Annotated in this window: 17 protein-coding genes and 1 pseudogene; 8 read left to right on the plus strand and 10 right to left on the minus strand. The window is 63.7% G+C overall.

Translation table 11 applies throughout. The annotated features are described in order from the left end of the window. Positions 1–73 precede the first annotated feature (73 nt). A complete protein-coding gene (locus K2O51_RS20285) occupies positions 74–862 on the minus strand; it encodes an SDR family oxidoreductase (protein ID WP_220631556.1) in 789 nt (262 codons plus the stop codon). 128 nt (positions 863–990) lie between these two features. On the opposite strand from K2O51_RS20285, the gene K2O51_RS20290 reads away from it, so the two are divergent. From K2O51_RS20290 to K2O51_RS20310, 5 genes are all read left to right on the plus strand, one after another. Beyond that, positions 991–1,872: an alpha/beta fold hydrolase gene (locus K2O51_RS20290; RefSeq protein ID WP_011297679.1), complete on the plus strand. Its 882-nt coding sequence runs from the start codon at positions 991–993 to the stop codon at positions 1,870–1,872. A gap of 19 nt (positions 1,873–1,891) precedes the next feature. Next, positions 1,892–2,269, plus strand: coding sequence for a nuclear transport factor 2 family protein (locus tag K2O51_RS20295; protein WP_220631665.1), 378 nt, complete (start codon positions 1,892–1,894; stop codon positions 2,267–2,269). 13 nt (positions 2,270–2,282) lie between these two features. Beyond that, the gene (locus K2O51_RS20300) at positions 2,283–2,909 is read left to right on the plus strand and encodes a TetR family transcriptional regulator (protein ID WP_220631557.1); all 627 of its coding nucleotides are present in this window, start codon (positions 2,283–2,285) and stop codon (positions 2,907–2,909) included. Between the two features lie 81 nt (positions 2,910–2,990). After that, positions 2,991–3,221 carry a hypothetical protein gene (locus K2O51_RS20305; protein WP_041679582.1) on the plus strand — a complete coding sequence of 77 codons (231 nt, stop codon included), beginning with the start codon at positions 2,991–2,993 and terminating at the stop codon, positions 3,219–3,221. Between the two features lie 48 nt (positions 3,222–3,269). Then, positions 3,270–4,061: an SDR family oxidoreductase gene (locus K2O51_RS20310; protein ID WP_140950028.1), complete on the plus strand. Its 792-nt coding sequence runs from the start codon at positions 3,270–3,272 to the stop codon at positions 4,059–4,061. A 60-nt stretch (positions 4,062–4,121) separates the two neighbouring features. On the opposite strand, the gene K2O51_RS20315 is transcribed toward K2O51_RS20310, so the two are convergent. Continuing rightward, the gene (locus K2O51_RS20315; RefSeq protein WP_140950029.1) at positions 4,122–4,589 is read right to left on the minus strand and encodes an SRPBCC domain-containing protein; all 468 of its coding nucleotides are present in this window, start codon (positions 4,587–4,589) and stop codon (positions 4,122–4,124) included. Between the two features lie 218 nt (positions 4,590–4,807). Between K2O51_RS20315 and K2O51_RS20320 the strand changes: the two genes are divergently transcribed. Next, positions 4,808–6,190, plus strand: coding sequence for a DUF1329 domain-containing protein (locus K2O51_RS20320; protein WP_011297685.1), 1,383 nt, complete (start codon positions 4,808–4,810; stop codon positions 6,188–6,190). 393 nt (positions 6,191–6,583) lie between these two features. On the opposite strand, the pseudogene K2O51_RS20325 reads toward K2O51_RS20320, so the two are convergent. From K2O51_RS20325 to K2O51_RS20335, 3 genes and pseudogenes are all read right to left on the minus strand, one after another. Beyond that, positions 6,584–6,836, minus strand: a pseudogene (locus K2O51_RS20325) (superoxide dismutase); the annotation flags it as partial. Positions 6,837–6,854: 18 nt separating this feature from the next. Next, positions 6,855–8,060: a chromate transporter gene (locus K2O51_RS20330; RefSeq protein WP_140950030.1), complete on the minus strand. Its 1,206-nt coding sequence runs from the start codon at positions 8,058–8,060 to the stop codon at positions 6,855–6,857. A gap of 48 nt (positions 8,061–8,108) precedes the next feature. After that, positions 8,109–9,083: a chromate resistance protein ChrB domain-containing protein gene (locus K2O51_RS20335; RefSeq protein WP_140950031.1), complete on the minus strand. Its 975-nt coding sequence runs from the start codon at positions 9,081–9,083 to the stop codon at positions 8,109–8,111. Between the two features lie 152 nt (positions 9,084–9,235). Here K2O51_RS20335 and K2O51_RS20340 point away from each other — a divergent pair, with 152 nt between their 5' ends. Then, entirely contained in the window at positions 9,236–10,291 is a 1,056-nt protein-coding gene (locus tag K2O51_RS20340; protein WP_220631558.1) for a DMT family transporter, read from the plus strand. A 74-nt stretch (positions 10,292–10,365) separates the two neighbouring features. Here K2O51_RS20340 and K2O51_RS20345 read toward each other — a convergent pair whose 3' ends face one another. The 4 genes from K2O51_RS20345 to K2O51_RS20360 form a co-directional block, all read right to left on the minus strand. Continuing rightward, positions 10,366–10,794 carry a hypothetical protein gene (locus K2O51_RS20345; protein WP_011297689.1) on the minus strand — a complete coding sequence of 143 codons (429 nt, stop codon included), beginning with the start codon at positions 10,792–10,794 and terminating at the stop codon, positions 10,366–10,368. Positions 10,795–11,086: 292 nt separating this feature from the next. After that, positions 11,087–11,509 (minus strand): arsenate reductase (glutaredoxin), encoded by a 423-nt coding sequence (gene arsC / locus K2O51_RS20350; protein ID WP_011297690.1) that lies wholly within the window; start codon positions 11,507–11,509, stop codon positions 11,087–11,089. 9 nt (positions 11,510–11,518) lie between these two features. Beyond that, positions 11,519–12,583: an ACR3 family arsenite efflux transporter gene (gene arsB, locus K2O51_RS20355; protein WP_220631559.1), complete on the minus strand. Its 1,065-nt coding sequence runs from the start codon at positions 12,581–12,583 to the stop codon at positions 11,519–11,521. Positions 12,584–12,619: 36 nt separating this feature from the next. Then, positions 12,620–12,934 (minus strand): ArsR/SmtB family transcription factor, encoded by a 315-nt coding sequence (locus tag K2O51_RS20360; RefSeq protein WP_220631560.1) that lies wholly within the window; start codon positions 12,932–12,934, stop codon positions 12,620–12,622. Between the two features lie 133 nt (positions 12,935–13,067). On the opposite strand from K2O51_RS20360, the gene K2O51_RS20365 reads away from it, so the two are divergent. After that, positions 13,068–13,364, plus strand: coding sequence for a hypothetical protein (locus K2O51_RS20365; RefSeq protein ID WP_220631561.1), 297 nt, complete (start codon positions 13,068–13,070; stop codon positions 13,362–13,364). 86 nt (positions 13,365–13,450) lie between these two features. Here the strand turns inward: K2O51_RS20365 and K2O51_RS20370 are convergent, their stop codons facing one another. Then, positions 13,451–14,602, minus strand: a complete 1,152-nt coding sequence (locus K2O51_RS20370) for a helix-turn-helix transcriptional regulator (protein ID WP_220631562.1) — start codon at positions 14,600–14,602, stop codon at positions 13,451–13,453. Positions 14,603–14,624 lie beyond the last annotated feature (22 nt).

Consider the following 14,624-nt stretch of genomic DNA (forward strand, 5'->3'; position numbering starts at 1 on the left):
GCGCAAGCGTAGTGAGAGGAGGCAGTGCACAAATCGGCAGAACGGACTAGGCGGATTCCCCAAGCCGCAGCGCTCACGAATGGTTCACCGATGCCGCGCCCAGGAACGCCGGCCGCTCGCCGCCACCGTCGATAACGAGGTTCGCGCCCGACACATAGGAGGCGTGCGGCGAGGCGAAGAACAGGCACGCACTGGCAATGTCCTGAGGGTTCGCGAGCCGGCCCAGTGGTACGGTTTCAGCCACTTCACGCAGCGCTTCCGGGTCACCGTAATGCTGCTGCTGCGATGTCTCGGTCAGCGTCAGCCCCGGGCTCACTGCGACCACGCGCACCTTGGGCGCCCATTCCACCGCGAGAGTGCGCACCGCGTTGAGAATGCCGGCTTTGGCGGCGCCATAGGCCGCGGTGCCCGGCGATGGCCGCAGCGCGCTGATGCTGCCGATGAAAAGCTGCGTGCCGCCCGTTGCCTGCTGCTGCATGCGCGCGTTGGTACGCTGCGCCAGTTGCAGAGGTGCCACCAGGTTCAGCCGGATCACCGATTCAAGTAGCCGCGGCGAGGCGTCGGCGGCCATCGCGAACGGCGAACCGCCAGCGTTGTGGACCACCACGTCGAGCGTCGGGCTGTCCTGCGCAATCTGCGCGAGCATGGCCTCGACCTGCTCCATATCGCGAATGTCGGCCGCGATGAAATGCGCTGCGCGGCCATCGGCACGCGGCAACTCGTCGCGGCTCGCAGGCGCGGTGCGCCCGCATACCCAGACCTGCGCCCCGGCGCGCAGGAAGGCTTCACTGATCGCGCGGCCGATGCCGCGCATGCCGCCCGTTACCAGAACGCTCTGGCCGGTGTAGTCGAATTCCGTCATGGGTGCTCTCCCTCTCATTGGAGCGCCCATCGTAGGAGAAGCGGCCATGCCGATCGTAGTCCGAATGAACGATGCCCGGCGCGCGCCCGCCCAGCACTATCGTCGCCACTACAACGGGAGACGCCATCATGTCCGCTACGTCACAGCCGGCCACGCCAGCCGCCACGCCTTCGTCGCTGCACCCATCGCTGCCGATGGGACGCTTCATCACCACGGCCGCGGGCCTGCGGCTGCACTGCCTGGATACGGGCAGTGGCGAGCCCGTGGTATTCATCCATGGCAGCGGCCCGGGCGCGAGCGGCCACAGCAACTTCCGCCACAACGTGCCGTCGTTTGGCGCGGCGGGTTTCCGCACCGTGGTGGTGGACCTGCCGGGCTACGGGCTGTCGTCCAAGCCGGATGACGTCGAATACACGCTGGACTTCTTCGTCGCCGCACTGCGCGAACAACTGCTGGCGCTGGAACTGCCGCGCTGCGTGCTGGTCGGCAATTCGCTCGGCGGCGCGATTGCGCTGCAGTACGCGCTCGATTATCCGGAGCATGTCAGCCGGCTCGTGATGATGGCGCCGGGCGGTGTCGAAGAGCGCGAGACCTATTTCCAGATGGCCGGCATCCAGCGCATGGTGTCGCTGTTCACCGGCGGGCACATGAACCCGGACACCATGCGGCAACTGCTGCAGCTGCTGGTCCACGACGCCAGCCTTGTGACCGACGCGCTGGTCGACGAACGCATGGCCGTGTGCCGCGAACAGCCGCGCGAGGTCTTGTCGACCATGCGTGTGCCGAACCTGACCGAGCGGCTTGGCGAGATCCAGTGCCCGGTGCTGGGCTTCTGGGGCACCGAAGACCAGTTCAATCCCGCGGGCGGCGCCATGAAGTTCCTCGCCGGCTGCGCCGATGCGCGCTTCGTGATGATCAACCGCTGCGGCCATTGGGTAATGGTCGAGCACGCGGACTACTTCAACCGCGAGTGCCTCGGCTTCCTGGCCGATACGGCAACGGCCCGCTGAACCGCTCAGGAGAACCATGATGGTTGACAACGCCACCAGGAAAGCCACGCTGCTGCAATACGTGGAACGTTTCAACGCCGCAGACGCGCAAGGCGTTGCCGCGCTGTATGCCGACGATGCGACCGTTGAGGACCCGGTCGGCGGGGAGGTGATTGCCGGACGCGACGCGATCCGCGCGTTCTACCGGCACACCACCTCGCTGGGCGCACGGCTGGAAGTGATGGCGCCACCGCGCGGTTCGCATGGCGATGCCGCCGCGCTCACGTTCTCGGTTCATGTGCGCATGGAAGGGCGCCCGGCCCGCATCGACGTGACGGACGTCATGACCTTCGGCGCCGATGGTCGCATCCGCAGCATGCGGGCCTACTGGGGGCCCGACGATCTTCACTTCGTATAAGGCGCGCGCAGCCATGGGCCGCCGCCGCCGCGAGGATGCGGCCATGACGCGCGAACGGGTCCTTGCCAGCGCCTGGCAGGTAATCCGGGAGCGCGGCGCGCACTGCGTCACGCTGGAAGAGGTCGCACGCACCATTGGCATGACGCGCGGCGCCATCTACGGGCATTTCCGGTCCCGGGCCGAACTGTTTCGCGCCTTGCTGACCGATGCCGAGGTCGAGATCTCGCTGCGGCTCGCGCGTTGTGATGCGGACGCGCCGGGGCAGCTCGAGCGCTTGCTTGCAGCGCTGCTCGATGGCGATGCGCTGGCGCCGCATGCGAACTTGCTGTCTGCGGTGGTACAGCACCGCTGCACGGAAGACTGTGAGCTCTGCCCGCTGCGTGCGCACGTGCTGCAGCGCGCTGAATATGCATGCGAGCGGCTGCGGTCATGGCTGCCCGATCCGCAGCGCGCAAACCTGCTGCTGGCCCACCTGTGGGGCTTGCTGAGCGCGCAGTCGCTATGGCTGGTGCCATCGAGCCTGGCGCATTGCGTCGCACCGTTGGCGCGGCTGTACGCAGGCGCCGATCTTCGGCTGGCATCTCTGCCATGTGCATCCGTCGCCACTGCCGGGAGGGCGGCGGTGCGGGATACCCCCTAGTCTGCTTGGACGAATCGGACACCCACGCCACTGACTACGATCGACTCACAAGCCATGCAAAAAGGCGGACGGGAGACAGCGATGAAGCGGACTCGGTGGTTGGCGGCGCTGGGCGCCGGCATGGCGGCCGGTATGGCGCTGGGCCTGACAACGGGCGGATCGGGCATGTTTTCCGACCGCGACGAGGCGGACGAACACCGTGCCGGCATCTTCAGGTCGGCCGACGCCGGCCGTGAGGCCTGCGACGACGCCTGCGTGCGCAGCCGCGGCGTCGCAGCGCTGACGGTGCTGGGCCAGCGGCCGGCACCGTGATGCCGTCCTGCCGGCTCCTTTCATTTCTTCATCCACGGAAACCAACACATGACAACTGCGGTCATCACCGGTGCCGCGTCCGGCATGGGCGCGGCCATTCGCCAGCGCCTGCTTGACACCGGCTGCCGGGTCATCGGCATCGACCTGCGCGATGCGCAGATCCACGCCGACCTTTCCACGCCGGAGGGCCGCGCAGCGGCGATCGACGGCGCATTGTCGCAGTCCGGCGGCAAGATCGACAGGCTGATCTGCTGCGCCGGGGTTGGCCCGCACGTCGATCCCGCCACCCTGGTGGCGTCGGTCAACTACTTTGGCGTGGTGGCGCTGCTTGACGGGCTGTTCGATGCCTTGCAGCAGGGCACCGATCCGTGCGCCGTGGTGGTGTCATCGAACTCGGCCACGCTGCAATCGTGGGCAGGCAGCCCGTTGCGCGACGCCTATCTGCGTGGCGACGAGGCCGGCGTGCATGCGCTGGTGCGTGCCGCGATGGCGGCCGACGCGACGCGGGACCAGTCAGGTTACGTGGCCTATGCCAGCGCCAAGAACGCCGTGGCGGCGGCCGCGCGGCAACGCGCTGCGGCATGGGGCAGGGCAGGCGTGCGCCTCAACGTGGTGGCACCGGGTGCCGTGCAGACGCCGCTGCTCCAGGCGGGCCTGGACGATCCGCGTTATGGCGATGCCATCCGCGATTTCCTGCCGCCGATGGGCCGGCGCGCGGAACCGAAAGAGGTGGCCTCGCTGATCGAATTCCTGTGCAGCCCGCAGGCTTCCTACATACACGGCAACGTCGTCTTCATCGATGGCGGCGTGGACGCGGTGCAGCGGCCACTCGATTTCTGATTTGCGTGACGCTCCGGGTAGGAGCGTCCGCATGCCTTTGGTGAGCGCTTCGCGCTTGCCCTATTGCCGTTGTGCGTGAAGCGCCTCGGCCCGCGCCTTGACATCGCGCGCCACCTGGTCGAAGCCTTGCTTCACCCAGGCACCGTGCTCGCGCATGATGGTGTCGGCGTTCAGCCCCAGGAACAGGTCCGTGGTGAAGTAGCGGGTGCGTGCGGGGCCGATGGCCTGCACGTACTGGTCGCGCCGCGCGGCATCCTTGTTCTCGTCGGTGGGGCGCTGCTCCCATGACAGCAACCGTTCCGGCTCCCATGCCACCAGGTACTCGTTGACGGGAATCGTCTGGTCGGTGCCAGGGATGCGCACCTGCATATGCACCATGTCGCCCAACTGGCCGGTGGTCTCCAGGCCCGGGCAGAAGCTGTTCCATTCCGCATAGCGCCTGAAGTCGGTCAGTACTTCCCACACCAGCGATGCGGGGGCGTCGATGTCGACGTGGATCGACGTGACGAGATTCTCTGCCTTGGCCATCTGCTCCTCCGTAGGCGCCGGCCCGTTTACCGCACCGGCGCGGGTTGACTCGTACCGGCACGTGCCGGCCGCCCGATGCTAGGGCAGCGCCCCGTGCGTTCGCATACTCCGAACGGACGAGTCCGAGCGGACGAAGCCGCTACGCCAGCGGCAGGGCAAATTGATGCCACGCTGCGCGCGATGGCAGCGGGCACGACAAAACTTTCCAGGAGACAGACGTGAAAGCCCGACCACTGAAGATTCTGTTGCACGCCGGCGTGCTGGCGGCCGGCGCCCTGGCCGTCACGATGGCCACGGCGAAGATTACCCAGGACGACCTCAAGCAACTGGATGGCAACCTCACGCCGCTGGGCGCGGAGCGCGCCGCCAACAAGGATGGCACCATTCCCGCATGGACGGGCAAGTGGCTGGGTGCCCCCACGGGCGTCGCCTATAAGGCCGGGGAGCGCTACCAGGACCCGTATGCCGACGAGAAGCCGCTGTACGTCATCACCGCGCAGAACATGGCGCAATACGACAAGCAGCTGACCGATGGCCTGAAGGCCCTGTTCAAGAAGTATCCGGAAACCTTCAAGATGCCGATCTACGCCACGCATCGCGATTTCCGCTATGACGACGGCACGTACAAGGCGATCCGCACCTATGCGCCCCAGATCGAGATGCTGGGCGAAGGCAATGGCGTGAAGAACAGCCCGCCCACGTTGCCGTACCCCATTCCGAAGACCGGGCTGGAGCTGCTGTGGAACCTGCGCTTTGCGTCGGCAATCGAGAGCGAGCGTGCAGTCTACGACCAGGCGGTCGTTTATGCTGACGGCAAGGTCGCCTGGGGCAAGGTCAAGTATGAAATCTGGTCGCCCAAGGACGGCCAGCATTTCGATGCCAAGGCGCCGATGAACGCGCGTGCGTTCTACCGGATGTACACCGAGTTGCCGCTACGCGATCGCGGTTCGATTATTACTGGCTATACCGTTTATGACAGCCCGGAGCCGGACAGCAACCGCGCCTGGTCCTACAACCCCGGCACGCGCCGCGTGCGCCAGGCACCGGAGTATGGCTATGACCAGCCGTTCGGCCCCGGCGGCTTCCGTACCGTGGATGACGACCACTTCTTCAACGGCTCGCCGGAGCGCTACGACTGGAAGATCGTCGGCAAGCGCGAACTCTACGTGCCGTACAACAACTACCGCATGAGCTCGCCGTCGATCAAGTACCAGGACCTGTTGACGAAGGGCCATGCCGACCCGTCCAACATGCGCTACGAACTGCACCGCGTATGGGTGCTGGAGGCCACCCTCAAGCAAGGTTTCCGTCACCAGTACGCCAAGCGCATCATCTATATCGACGAGGATTCGTGGTACGGCGTGCTGGCCGACAACTACGACAGCCGTGGGCAGCTGTGGCGCACCAACATCCAGGCCAACGTCTATGCCTACGATGCAAAGCGCTTCTACCCGACCGCGGTGTTCTTCCACGACCTGATCTCGGGCGCTTACCTGGCGGACCGGTTGACCAACGAAGGGCAACCGCCGCGGCTGAACAGCGAGCCGAAATACGTGGAAGCCTATTTTTCGCCGGATGCCGCGCGAGGGGCGGGGAACTGAGTCTCCATGAGCTGTGAGCTTGGGGCCGATCATCTCCGATGGTCGGTCTTTTTTTTATTTATTGTTGATTTGTGGGGAGGCGGCGTGTTTTAGAACGACTCGTCTCTGCGATTCGAGTTCAGGAATGCAGACGACTGAGGTGAGTGAAGTCGCTGCCCACGACGGGCGCACCCCCAGGCGACAACTCGGCGGTGCCTTTAACTTCTGCAGTCGACTAGGTTGCACTGCTCACGGCTACTCGCCCGCGCAGCTTTGGCCAATGGCATCAAGGTGTCATGACCCATATCACAAAGCGATGATCTACATTCTTCAACGGCAGGTAGATTTCATGCGAAGCAGGATCGACCGCCAGAGTGTGCGCGTTCGCTCCGACCACACCTTCGCTGCCAGCCGGCCACCGCCACCAAGGCTGTGGAAATACACCCCATGCAGAATCATGGAGTTCGAAGCGATCAGTTCTTCGCGTTTGAGCCCGTTGAGCACAAACACTGGGGCTGTCGCCACATCCATCCATTGCCGCAAGGTCCGTCGTGATGGCGTTCAGGCGCTTTACGGCGCCACCGTAGTTGTTCTCGTAGTGGCTGGCGATCAGGTTTTCCGACAGGCCCGTCGGCTCGCACAGGAGCGGTTTCATCTGGTAGGTCATGGAGTCTCCTTTTGCATCTTAGTGATGCAGCAGCGGATAGGCCACCAGGCCGATCAGGGCCGCTCCCGCAACGATCACAGGCTCGGGCAATTTCTTGAACTTCAGCAGCAGCGCCACGGTGACGAGCGCCAGCAACGCAGTCGGGATATCCACAATTGAGCGCTTGGCCAGTACGATCACCGCTCCGGTAATGGCGCCGATGGCGGCTGCGGTGACGCCGTCCACGAATGCCAGGATGGCGGGCAGCTTCCCGTACTTCTTGAAGTACGGCGCCGGCAGGATCGTGAAGAGGTAACAGGGCAGGAATGTCGCGGCCGCCGCCACGCAAGCCCCGGGCAGGCCGGCCACCAGATAGCCGATGAAGCCGACCGTGATGACGACCGGGCCGGGGGTGATCATGGCCACAGCCACGGCGTCAACAAACTGCTTGTCGTTCAGCCAGTGATGTTCGGTGACGACGCCGCCGTACAGGAACGGCACAATCGCAAGACCGGAGCCGAAGACAAACGCACCGGCCTTGGCAAAGAACACGCCGATCTGCGACAGGAGCGGCCAGTCCAACGTACTGACCATGCCGCTGGCTGCCGGCAGCGGTGTTGCCGCCAGCGCATTGAGCTTGCCTTGACGCAGCCACTTGGGCGGAGCACGCCAGAACCAGGCCAAAACGCCGGCCGCGAGGAACAGCCAGGCCACCTCCGATTCGGTAATGACTGTGACTGCGACGAGAACCAGATAGATGAACCACAGCAGCTTGTCCTTGCCCACGCTCTTCTTGGTCAGCTTGTGAGCGCTGATCGCGATGATGCCGATCACTGCCGCGCCCACCCCGTAGAACACCGACTGCATCCAGGTCAGGCCGCCGAAGCGCACGTAGGCCCAACCAAGCGCCAACACCATCAGGAATGAGGGCAGCACGAAAGCGATTCCAACGAGCGTGGCGCCCAAAATCCGGTAGTGGACATAGCCAAGGTAGATCGCCAACTGGGCGGCCAGCGGGCCCGGTGCCAATTGCGCCAGCGCGAGGCCTTCCTTGTAATCTGCATCGGTGATCCACTGCCGCGAGTCCACCAGGTCTCGGTGCATATAGGCCGCGAGCGCTACCGGACCGCCAAAGCCAAAGGTGCCAAGCCGCAGGAAGTACATCACCAGTTGGCGCAATGTGTAGCTGGGGCGTTCGTGCGGGGATTGGGCTAGAGAGGTCTCCGTTGGTTGGGGCGAGTTCATCTTGTGTCGTATGGAGTGGAAACTAGACTTTGCTGGTTTGGCAACGAGCTAGCGCTTGCGCGGGCTCGAGTAATGCGTATGGAGGGAGTCGAGGACATGGCCGACTTCGTCGAGCAATGCATCGTCATCGGGAAAGCGCTCACGCGCGCCAGCCAGTACGGCTTCGAAGCCGCTGGCTTCCGCAACCGGCGTGCCGCCAATGTCCAGCACATGAATCATCTGACCAAGACGCGCCAGCCCCTTGTCCTCATCGAGTCCGAAGCTGGCGAGCAGTACCTCAAAGGAAACGCGATCGCCGATATGCGTGAACGTGGCGCCATCAAAGTCGAACCCCAGCACGTCGTCAGGACATTGGCGAACGTCGTCGAGCCAGAGGAAAGTGGCATGGGGATCGATGAAGCGTCGGATCAGCCAGGCACAGGCGACCCGGTCGACCCAGAGGTGCCGCCGGGTGGCCCAGCGTCGTCCCTGATACTGGGAAGGGTCCCGTCGCGGAATGTTGCCCGCCACGCCGTGCGGTTCACCCGGTGACAGCATGATGTCGATGGCCGCATTGAAATCTCGCCAATGCGCCTCCGCACGGGCGGACGCCTCGTTGGGGAAGAAGTCGATTTTGCGGATCGCGTCGAATCCCCGGCCCTGGCGGCGAGCGATGCGCAGTAGCTCCGCTTCGCCCGCGGTACCCAACGTTGCACGGGCGCCCGAGAGTTCCGCCATCCAGGCCGTGTATTCGGAGCTTCGGTCGAACAGCGCGCGATACTCGGCATCTTCCTGTGCATCCGCGGCCTGCACCGACAGAATCCACACTTTGCCGTCCCCGCTGGCCGCGTCGTCGGCCAGCGCCTGAAGCTGGGCTCGCAATCCCGCCTCGTTTGGCAGAAGATAGGCGCCATCGCGCAATGCCGCGCCGCCCAATGCCTTGACGCCTCGCCACAGCCGCATACGCGGCGTGGCGGCCGACGTTGGCAGACTCACGACAAGCAGTAGCCAGGCGGGTTGAGAGATGGATTGAAGAGTAGTCATGCGCCCAGCTTAGCCGGCCGTAGTCGCTGCTTCAACGTTGTAGAGACCTCTACAACCCCCGTTTTCGCACGTCCGATTGGGAAGAGCGCGTGGTCACGTGCTTTATGATCAAATCGCCCCCTTGACCTGCATCCCCCTCCGCTTCGCTCACCATGTCTATTCGTACCGCGTCCCCGGCACTGTTTGCTGCCTTGCTATTTGGCGCGAGCACTCCGCTGGCTAAGGCGCTTACAGGTTCTGTGACACCGCTCCTGCTAGCGGGCCTGCTTTATCTGGGCAGTGGCGTAGGGCTGACATTGGTGCTGGCGATTCGCAGAATCTGGACGCCGCCGGGACCGGAAAGCGACCGGAGCGGTATCCCCGGAGCGGAGGTGCCGTGGCTGATCGGCGCCATCCTTGCGGGTGGCGTGGCAGGACCAGCCTTGCTGATGACAGGGCTTGTTTCCACCAATGCCGCGTCGGCTTCGCTGCTCCTGAACGTTGAGGGCGTACTGACGGCAGTCATCGCCTGGCTGGTTTTCAAGGAGAACGCCGATCGCCAGATCGTGCTGGGAATGCTCGCCATCGTGGCCGGGGGCTTGCTGCTGTCCTGGCAGCCGGGAAGCCTGCAAACGTCATCTGGCGCACTGTTTATCGTAGGTGCTTGCCTGTGCTGGGCCATTGACAATAACCTGACCCGAAAAGTGTCCAGCAACGATGCGCTCCTTATCGCTTGCCTGAAGGGGCTGGTTGCCGGGCTCTGCAACACGGGGCTCGCTCTGATGCAGGGGGCCGTGCTTCCTTCAATGGGCACCACGGCTGAGGCTCTGCTTGTCGGCTTCGCTGGATACGGCGTGAGTCTCGCCCTGTTCGTTGTGGGATTGCGGGTGCTGGGCACTGCGAGAACCGGCGCGTATTTTTCCATTGCCCCGTTGTTTGGGGTGCTGATCTCGTTCGTGATCTGGCCCGAAGTGCCCAGCCTGGCGTTCTGGTTTGCGGCGGCTCTCATGGCCCTGGGAGTGTGGTTGCATCTTCGCGAACGTCACGAGCACGAGCATACCCATGAGCCGCTGGCGCACAGCCACTCACATCGGCACGACGAGCACCATCAGCATGAGCACGACTTCCCGTGGGATGGGAAGGAACCGCATAGGCATTGGCATAAGCATGAGGTGATGGTCCACAAGCACCCCCACTATCCGGACGTGCATCATCGCCATACGCATTAGCGCGCGCCGTGATCCTCCCAGCGAGATCCGCCGTGCGCGGTTGCCGGTCCTTATCTCGGATTGCCCGCGTGATGTCAGGCCATTTCACTGGCCGTTTCGCCAGTCAGCGCGACTTCCGTCTCGTCGGCCACCGTGCTTTCCGCAATCGCGTTGTGGTGTTCGGAAACCATGTCGCCCAGACCGATGACGACCGTGATATTCGGCGTCCAGTTCTTGCGGTCGGTGCTGACCTCGGCAAACGTGGTCACCGTTGCGGTGTAGCCCTGCGCTCTGAGATCGTCGGCTAGCCGTTGCGCGCGCGGTTCAAGCGCGGCTTGCGGATTGTCTTCGTTGATGTCGAGTACCAGGCTGGTCTCGAATTCTTCCTTGCCCCTCTGGATTGCCGTTTGCATTGCCTTCAGTTGCTTGTTCGCGAGCGCGACGAGCTTGCCGTACCTGGATTCTTCCTGGCTGGCGCGCAATGCCTTGGCGGCGTTGATGATTTCAGTGCGGTCCACGAACATGATTGCCTTTCGAAGTGGGGGAGGGGAAAGGGTCGCCGCCGCACGGGCTTGACTTCAGGAGCCAGCATTTCCGGATGCGACGACAACTGTATAAATATACAACTGTATAAATATACAGTCATCACCACCTGGCCGGCAAGACTTGGTCACTGGAGATCGGGATTCATCAACGACTCCGTATCGATCGCGGCGGACTGCGACCGTCAGCTTCGGATTGGCCGCAAGGAAGCTGGTAATGCCGGGACGATCTGGTCGATGCCGAATGCCTGCGGGACGCTGACCCGCAGATCGCTCACCGGATCCTCCGGCCCTGCGCGTCAATCACGGCCTCGCCGTCCTCTTTGGAGAAGGCACCTTGCTGCGGCGCGGGCAGGATATCCAGCACGACTTCCGACGGCCTGCACAGCCGTACGCCGAGCTCCGTGACGACAAAGGGTCGGTTGATCAGGACCGGGCGGGCCAGCATGGCATCGAGCAACTGGTTATCGGTCAGTGCGGGATCGGCGAGGCCAAGCTCTGCATAGGGCGTCCCCTTTTCGCGAATGGCTTCGCGCACGGAAAGTCCGGCATCGCGGATCAGCGCCAGCAGCGTCTGCCTGTCGGGAGGCGTGTCCAGGTATTCGATGACGGTCGGCTCGATGCCCGCATTGCGGATCATGGCCAGCGTATTGCGCGACGTTCCGCACGCAGGGTTGTGATAGATGGTGACGGACATGGTGATTCCTCAGGGCGATTCGTACCAGCGCTGCGAGCGGTTGACCACGCCCACCACGAACAGCATCACGGGCACCTCGATCAGCACGCCGACGACGGTGGCGAGCGCCGCGCCGGACTGGAAGCCGAACAGGCTGATGGCGGTGGCCACGGCCAGTTCGAAGAAGTTGCTCGCTCCGATGAGCGCGGACGGGCCGGCCACGCAGTGGGCCACACCGAGCTTGCGATTGAGCAGGTAGGCGAGGCCCGAATTCAGCAGTACCTGGATCAGGATGGGCACGGCCAGCAACAGGATGACGAGGGGCTGCTCCACGATGGCACTCCCTTGAAAGCCGAACAGCAGCACAAGTGTTGCGAGCAGTGCGGTGATCGAGTAGGGCGCGAGCGCACCGACTACGCGCTGGTATGTCGCCGCGCCGCGCGCCAGCAGCACCTTGCGGATAACCTGTGCGATCAGCACGGGCACGACAATGTAGAGCGCTACCGAAGTGATGAGCGTGTCCCACGGCACGGTAATCGACGACAAGCCGAGCAGCAGGGCGACTACGGGCGCAAAGGCCACCACCATGATCGCATCGTTGAGTGCCACCTGCGACAGCGTGAAGTACGGATCGCCCTTGCAGAGCTGGGACCAGACGAACACCATTGCCGTGCAGGGCGCCGCGGCCAGCAGGATCAGGCCCGCGATATAGCTGTCGAGATGGTCTGCCGGCAGCCAGCCAGCAAACAAATGCCGAATGAAGATCCAGCCCAGCAACGCCATCGAGAACGGCTTGACGAGCCAGTTCACGAAAAGCGTCACGCCGATGCCGCGCCAGTGTCCCGCTACCTGGCCCATCGCGCCGAAATCGATCTTGATCAGCATCGGAATGATCATGATCCAGATCAGTACGCCGACCGGCAGGTTCACGCGAGCCACTTCCATGGCACCAATGGCGTGAAAGACCGCCGGCAGCCATTGGCCGAACAGGATGCCGGCGACGATGCACAGCGCCACCCAGATGGTCAGATAGCGTTCAAAAAAGCCAATGGCGCCAGGTTGCGCTGCCAAGGCGGTACTTTGCACGGTGCTCATTGCCCCGACTCCACAAGTTGCTATGTACGTAAAAGTTCAGCAGTAGCCAGACACCGGCGAACAAGGCGTGCCACCGCAGCAGTTCTCGGTGAGGTAGCCCAGCAGGGCGTTCATGGTCTCGAACCTTGCCATGTAGATGATCGACCGGCCCTCCTGGCGGCTTACCAGCAGCCTGGCCCGGTGCAGTTCCTTGAGGTGGAATGACAGCGACGACGCTGGCATTTCCATCAGTTCAGCGATGCGCCCTGCAGGCAAGCCTTCAGGGCCGGCTTGCACGAGCAGGCGGAAAACAGCCAGGCGAATAGCGTGGGCAAGCGCCGCAAGTGCTTCAAGCGCATTATCAGTTTCCATGTTTCGACTATATTCGAAATATAGAAACTAAGCAAGCCGGAGGGATTGCCGGAAATTCTCGCTAAGCCGCTCACGGCGGATGTTGGCACGATGGTTGCGCGTCTCCGCCTGCGTATCAGCGGGGAGAACGAGAATGGCAACGCTCATTGCATCTTTCACCGAACGGACGGACGCCGCGCGCGCATGCGAGGAACTCGTTGCGGAGTTCCCGGGCGTCCGCTTTGCATTGCACCAGTCGCCAACCGGGGAAAAGAAGAGGGCCAGCGACAATCTGCGAAGCCTGATCGTCGAGATTGTCGGTGTTGGCGAGCATCCCGGCGAAACGTTCCCGCTGGAAGTCGTCATTTCGGATGTCAGCGAGTCCGAGGTGCCAGCGGTGAATGCGTTGCTCTTGCAACACCATGCTTCTGTCCGTACCGAAACGATGTAGATCCGCGCGGCGCTGGCGTTTCGACTTTCTTCCATGCAGAAGAAAGAATTACTTATCGGCGCTATGCCGTGGCATAGACGTTCGTCTCACCCCATCGCCACCACACTCGACAGCAACGTCTTCACCAGGACCGCCTGCCTCGTCGCCCCCGTCTTGGCAAAAATTCCGCGCAGATGCGCCCGGGCCGTATTCTTCTTGATCCCCAGCCGGCCGGCGGCTTCGTCTAGCGTCAGCCCGTCCATCATCAGCAGCGCGAGTTCGATCTCCGTAGGCGTCAGCCGGAACAGCTTGCGCAAGCTTGCATGCGCATTACGCGGGGATCCCGCCGGATCGCGGATGAAGACCGCCACGGCAGGCCGCCGCGCCTTGTCTTCGGCACGGTAGCTGAGCGGAATGGGCCGCACCAGCACGCTCAGCGGCGTCGCCACCGCGGGTCGCGTCAGCGTAGTGACTTCACTGCGCGATGCCGCCAGTCCATGGGCTTCGATCGCCGCGTCCACGATTTTGCGGAACGTGCGGTTCTCCACCGGATTGTTTGCCTGTAGCGCACCGTTGCAAAGACAAAGGCCGTCGCGTGCCTGCAGCAACCGCCCCGCAAAGTCATTGGCCTTCATGACCTTGCCGTCTTCGTCCAGGATCACGGTGCCGACCAGCAGGCGGTCGACCGCATCGGCGTACAGCGCGCGTTCGGATTCGAGTACGTCCAGCGCCGCGTGCAGGTCCACGGCGCGTTTCAGGTGGGGCAGCAACTGCGCCAGCAGCGTCTTGCCGGCAGGGCCGAAGTCTTCCCCATGATGGCCGCGGCTAATGAACAGCGCACATTCGACGCCGTCCGGTGTACGCAGGTTGGCCGCCAGGATGTAGCGCAGGTCCAGCGGCTGCAGATATTGCAGATAGAAGGGATGCGCGATCCATCCCGCTTCGCCGAACAGCTCATCGGCGCTGAAGATCTGGTCGGGGTGCAGGTTCAGGAATGGACATAGCGCGTAATACTGTTCGCTGTAGGAAGGCTCGCCCGGCAGGTGCGGTCCGAATGGCGATGCGTTGACGATCAGCCCGGGCCGGTCGGTGGCGGGATGGCGCAGCACCAGCGTGACGAAGGACGCGTCGAGCCGCTCGCGCACGCTTTCCAGAAAGCCGGCCCACGGTACCGTTTCGGTGGGGCCCTGGTAGAGCTGGCCGAGCAGGGCGCTCAGCTCGCTGGCCGGCAGGGCGGCGGCGTCGGGGGCAGGCAGCATGGTCGCGGATCCTCGGAGCGCT

Source organism: Cupriavidus pinatubonensis, from assembly GCF_019602855.1.
In the GTDB taxonomy this organism is placed as follows: domain Bacteria; phylum Pseudomonadota; class Gammaproteobacteria; order Burkholderiales; family Burkholderiaceae; genus Cupriavidus; species Cupriavidus pinatubonensis.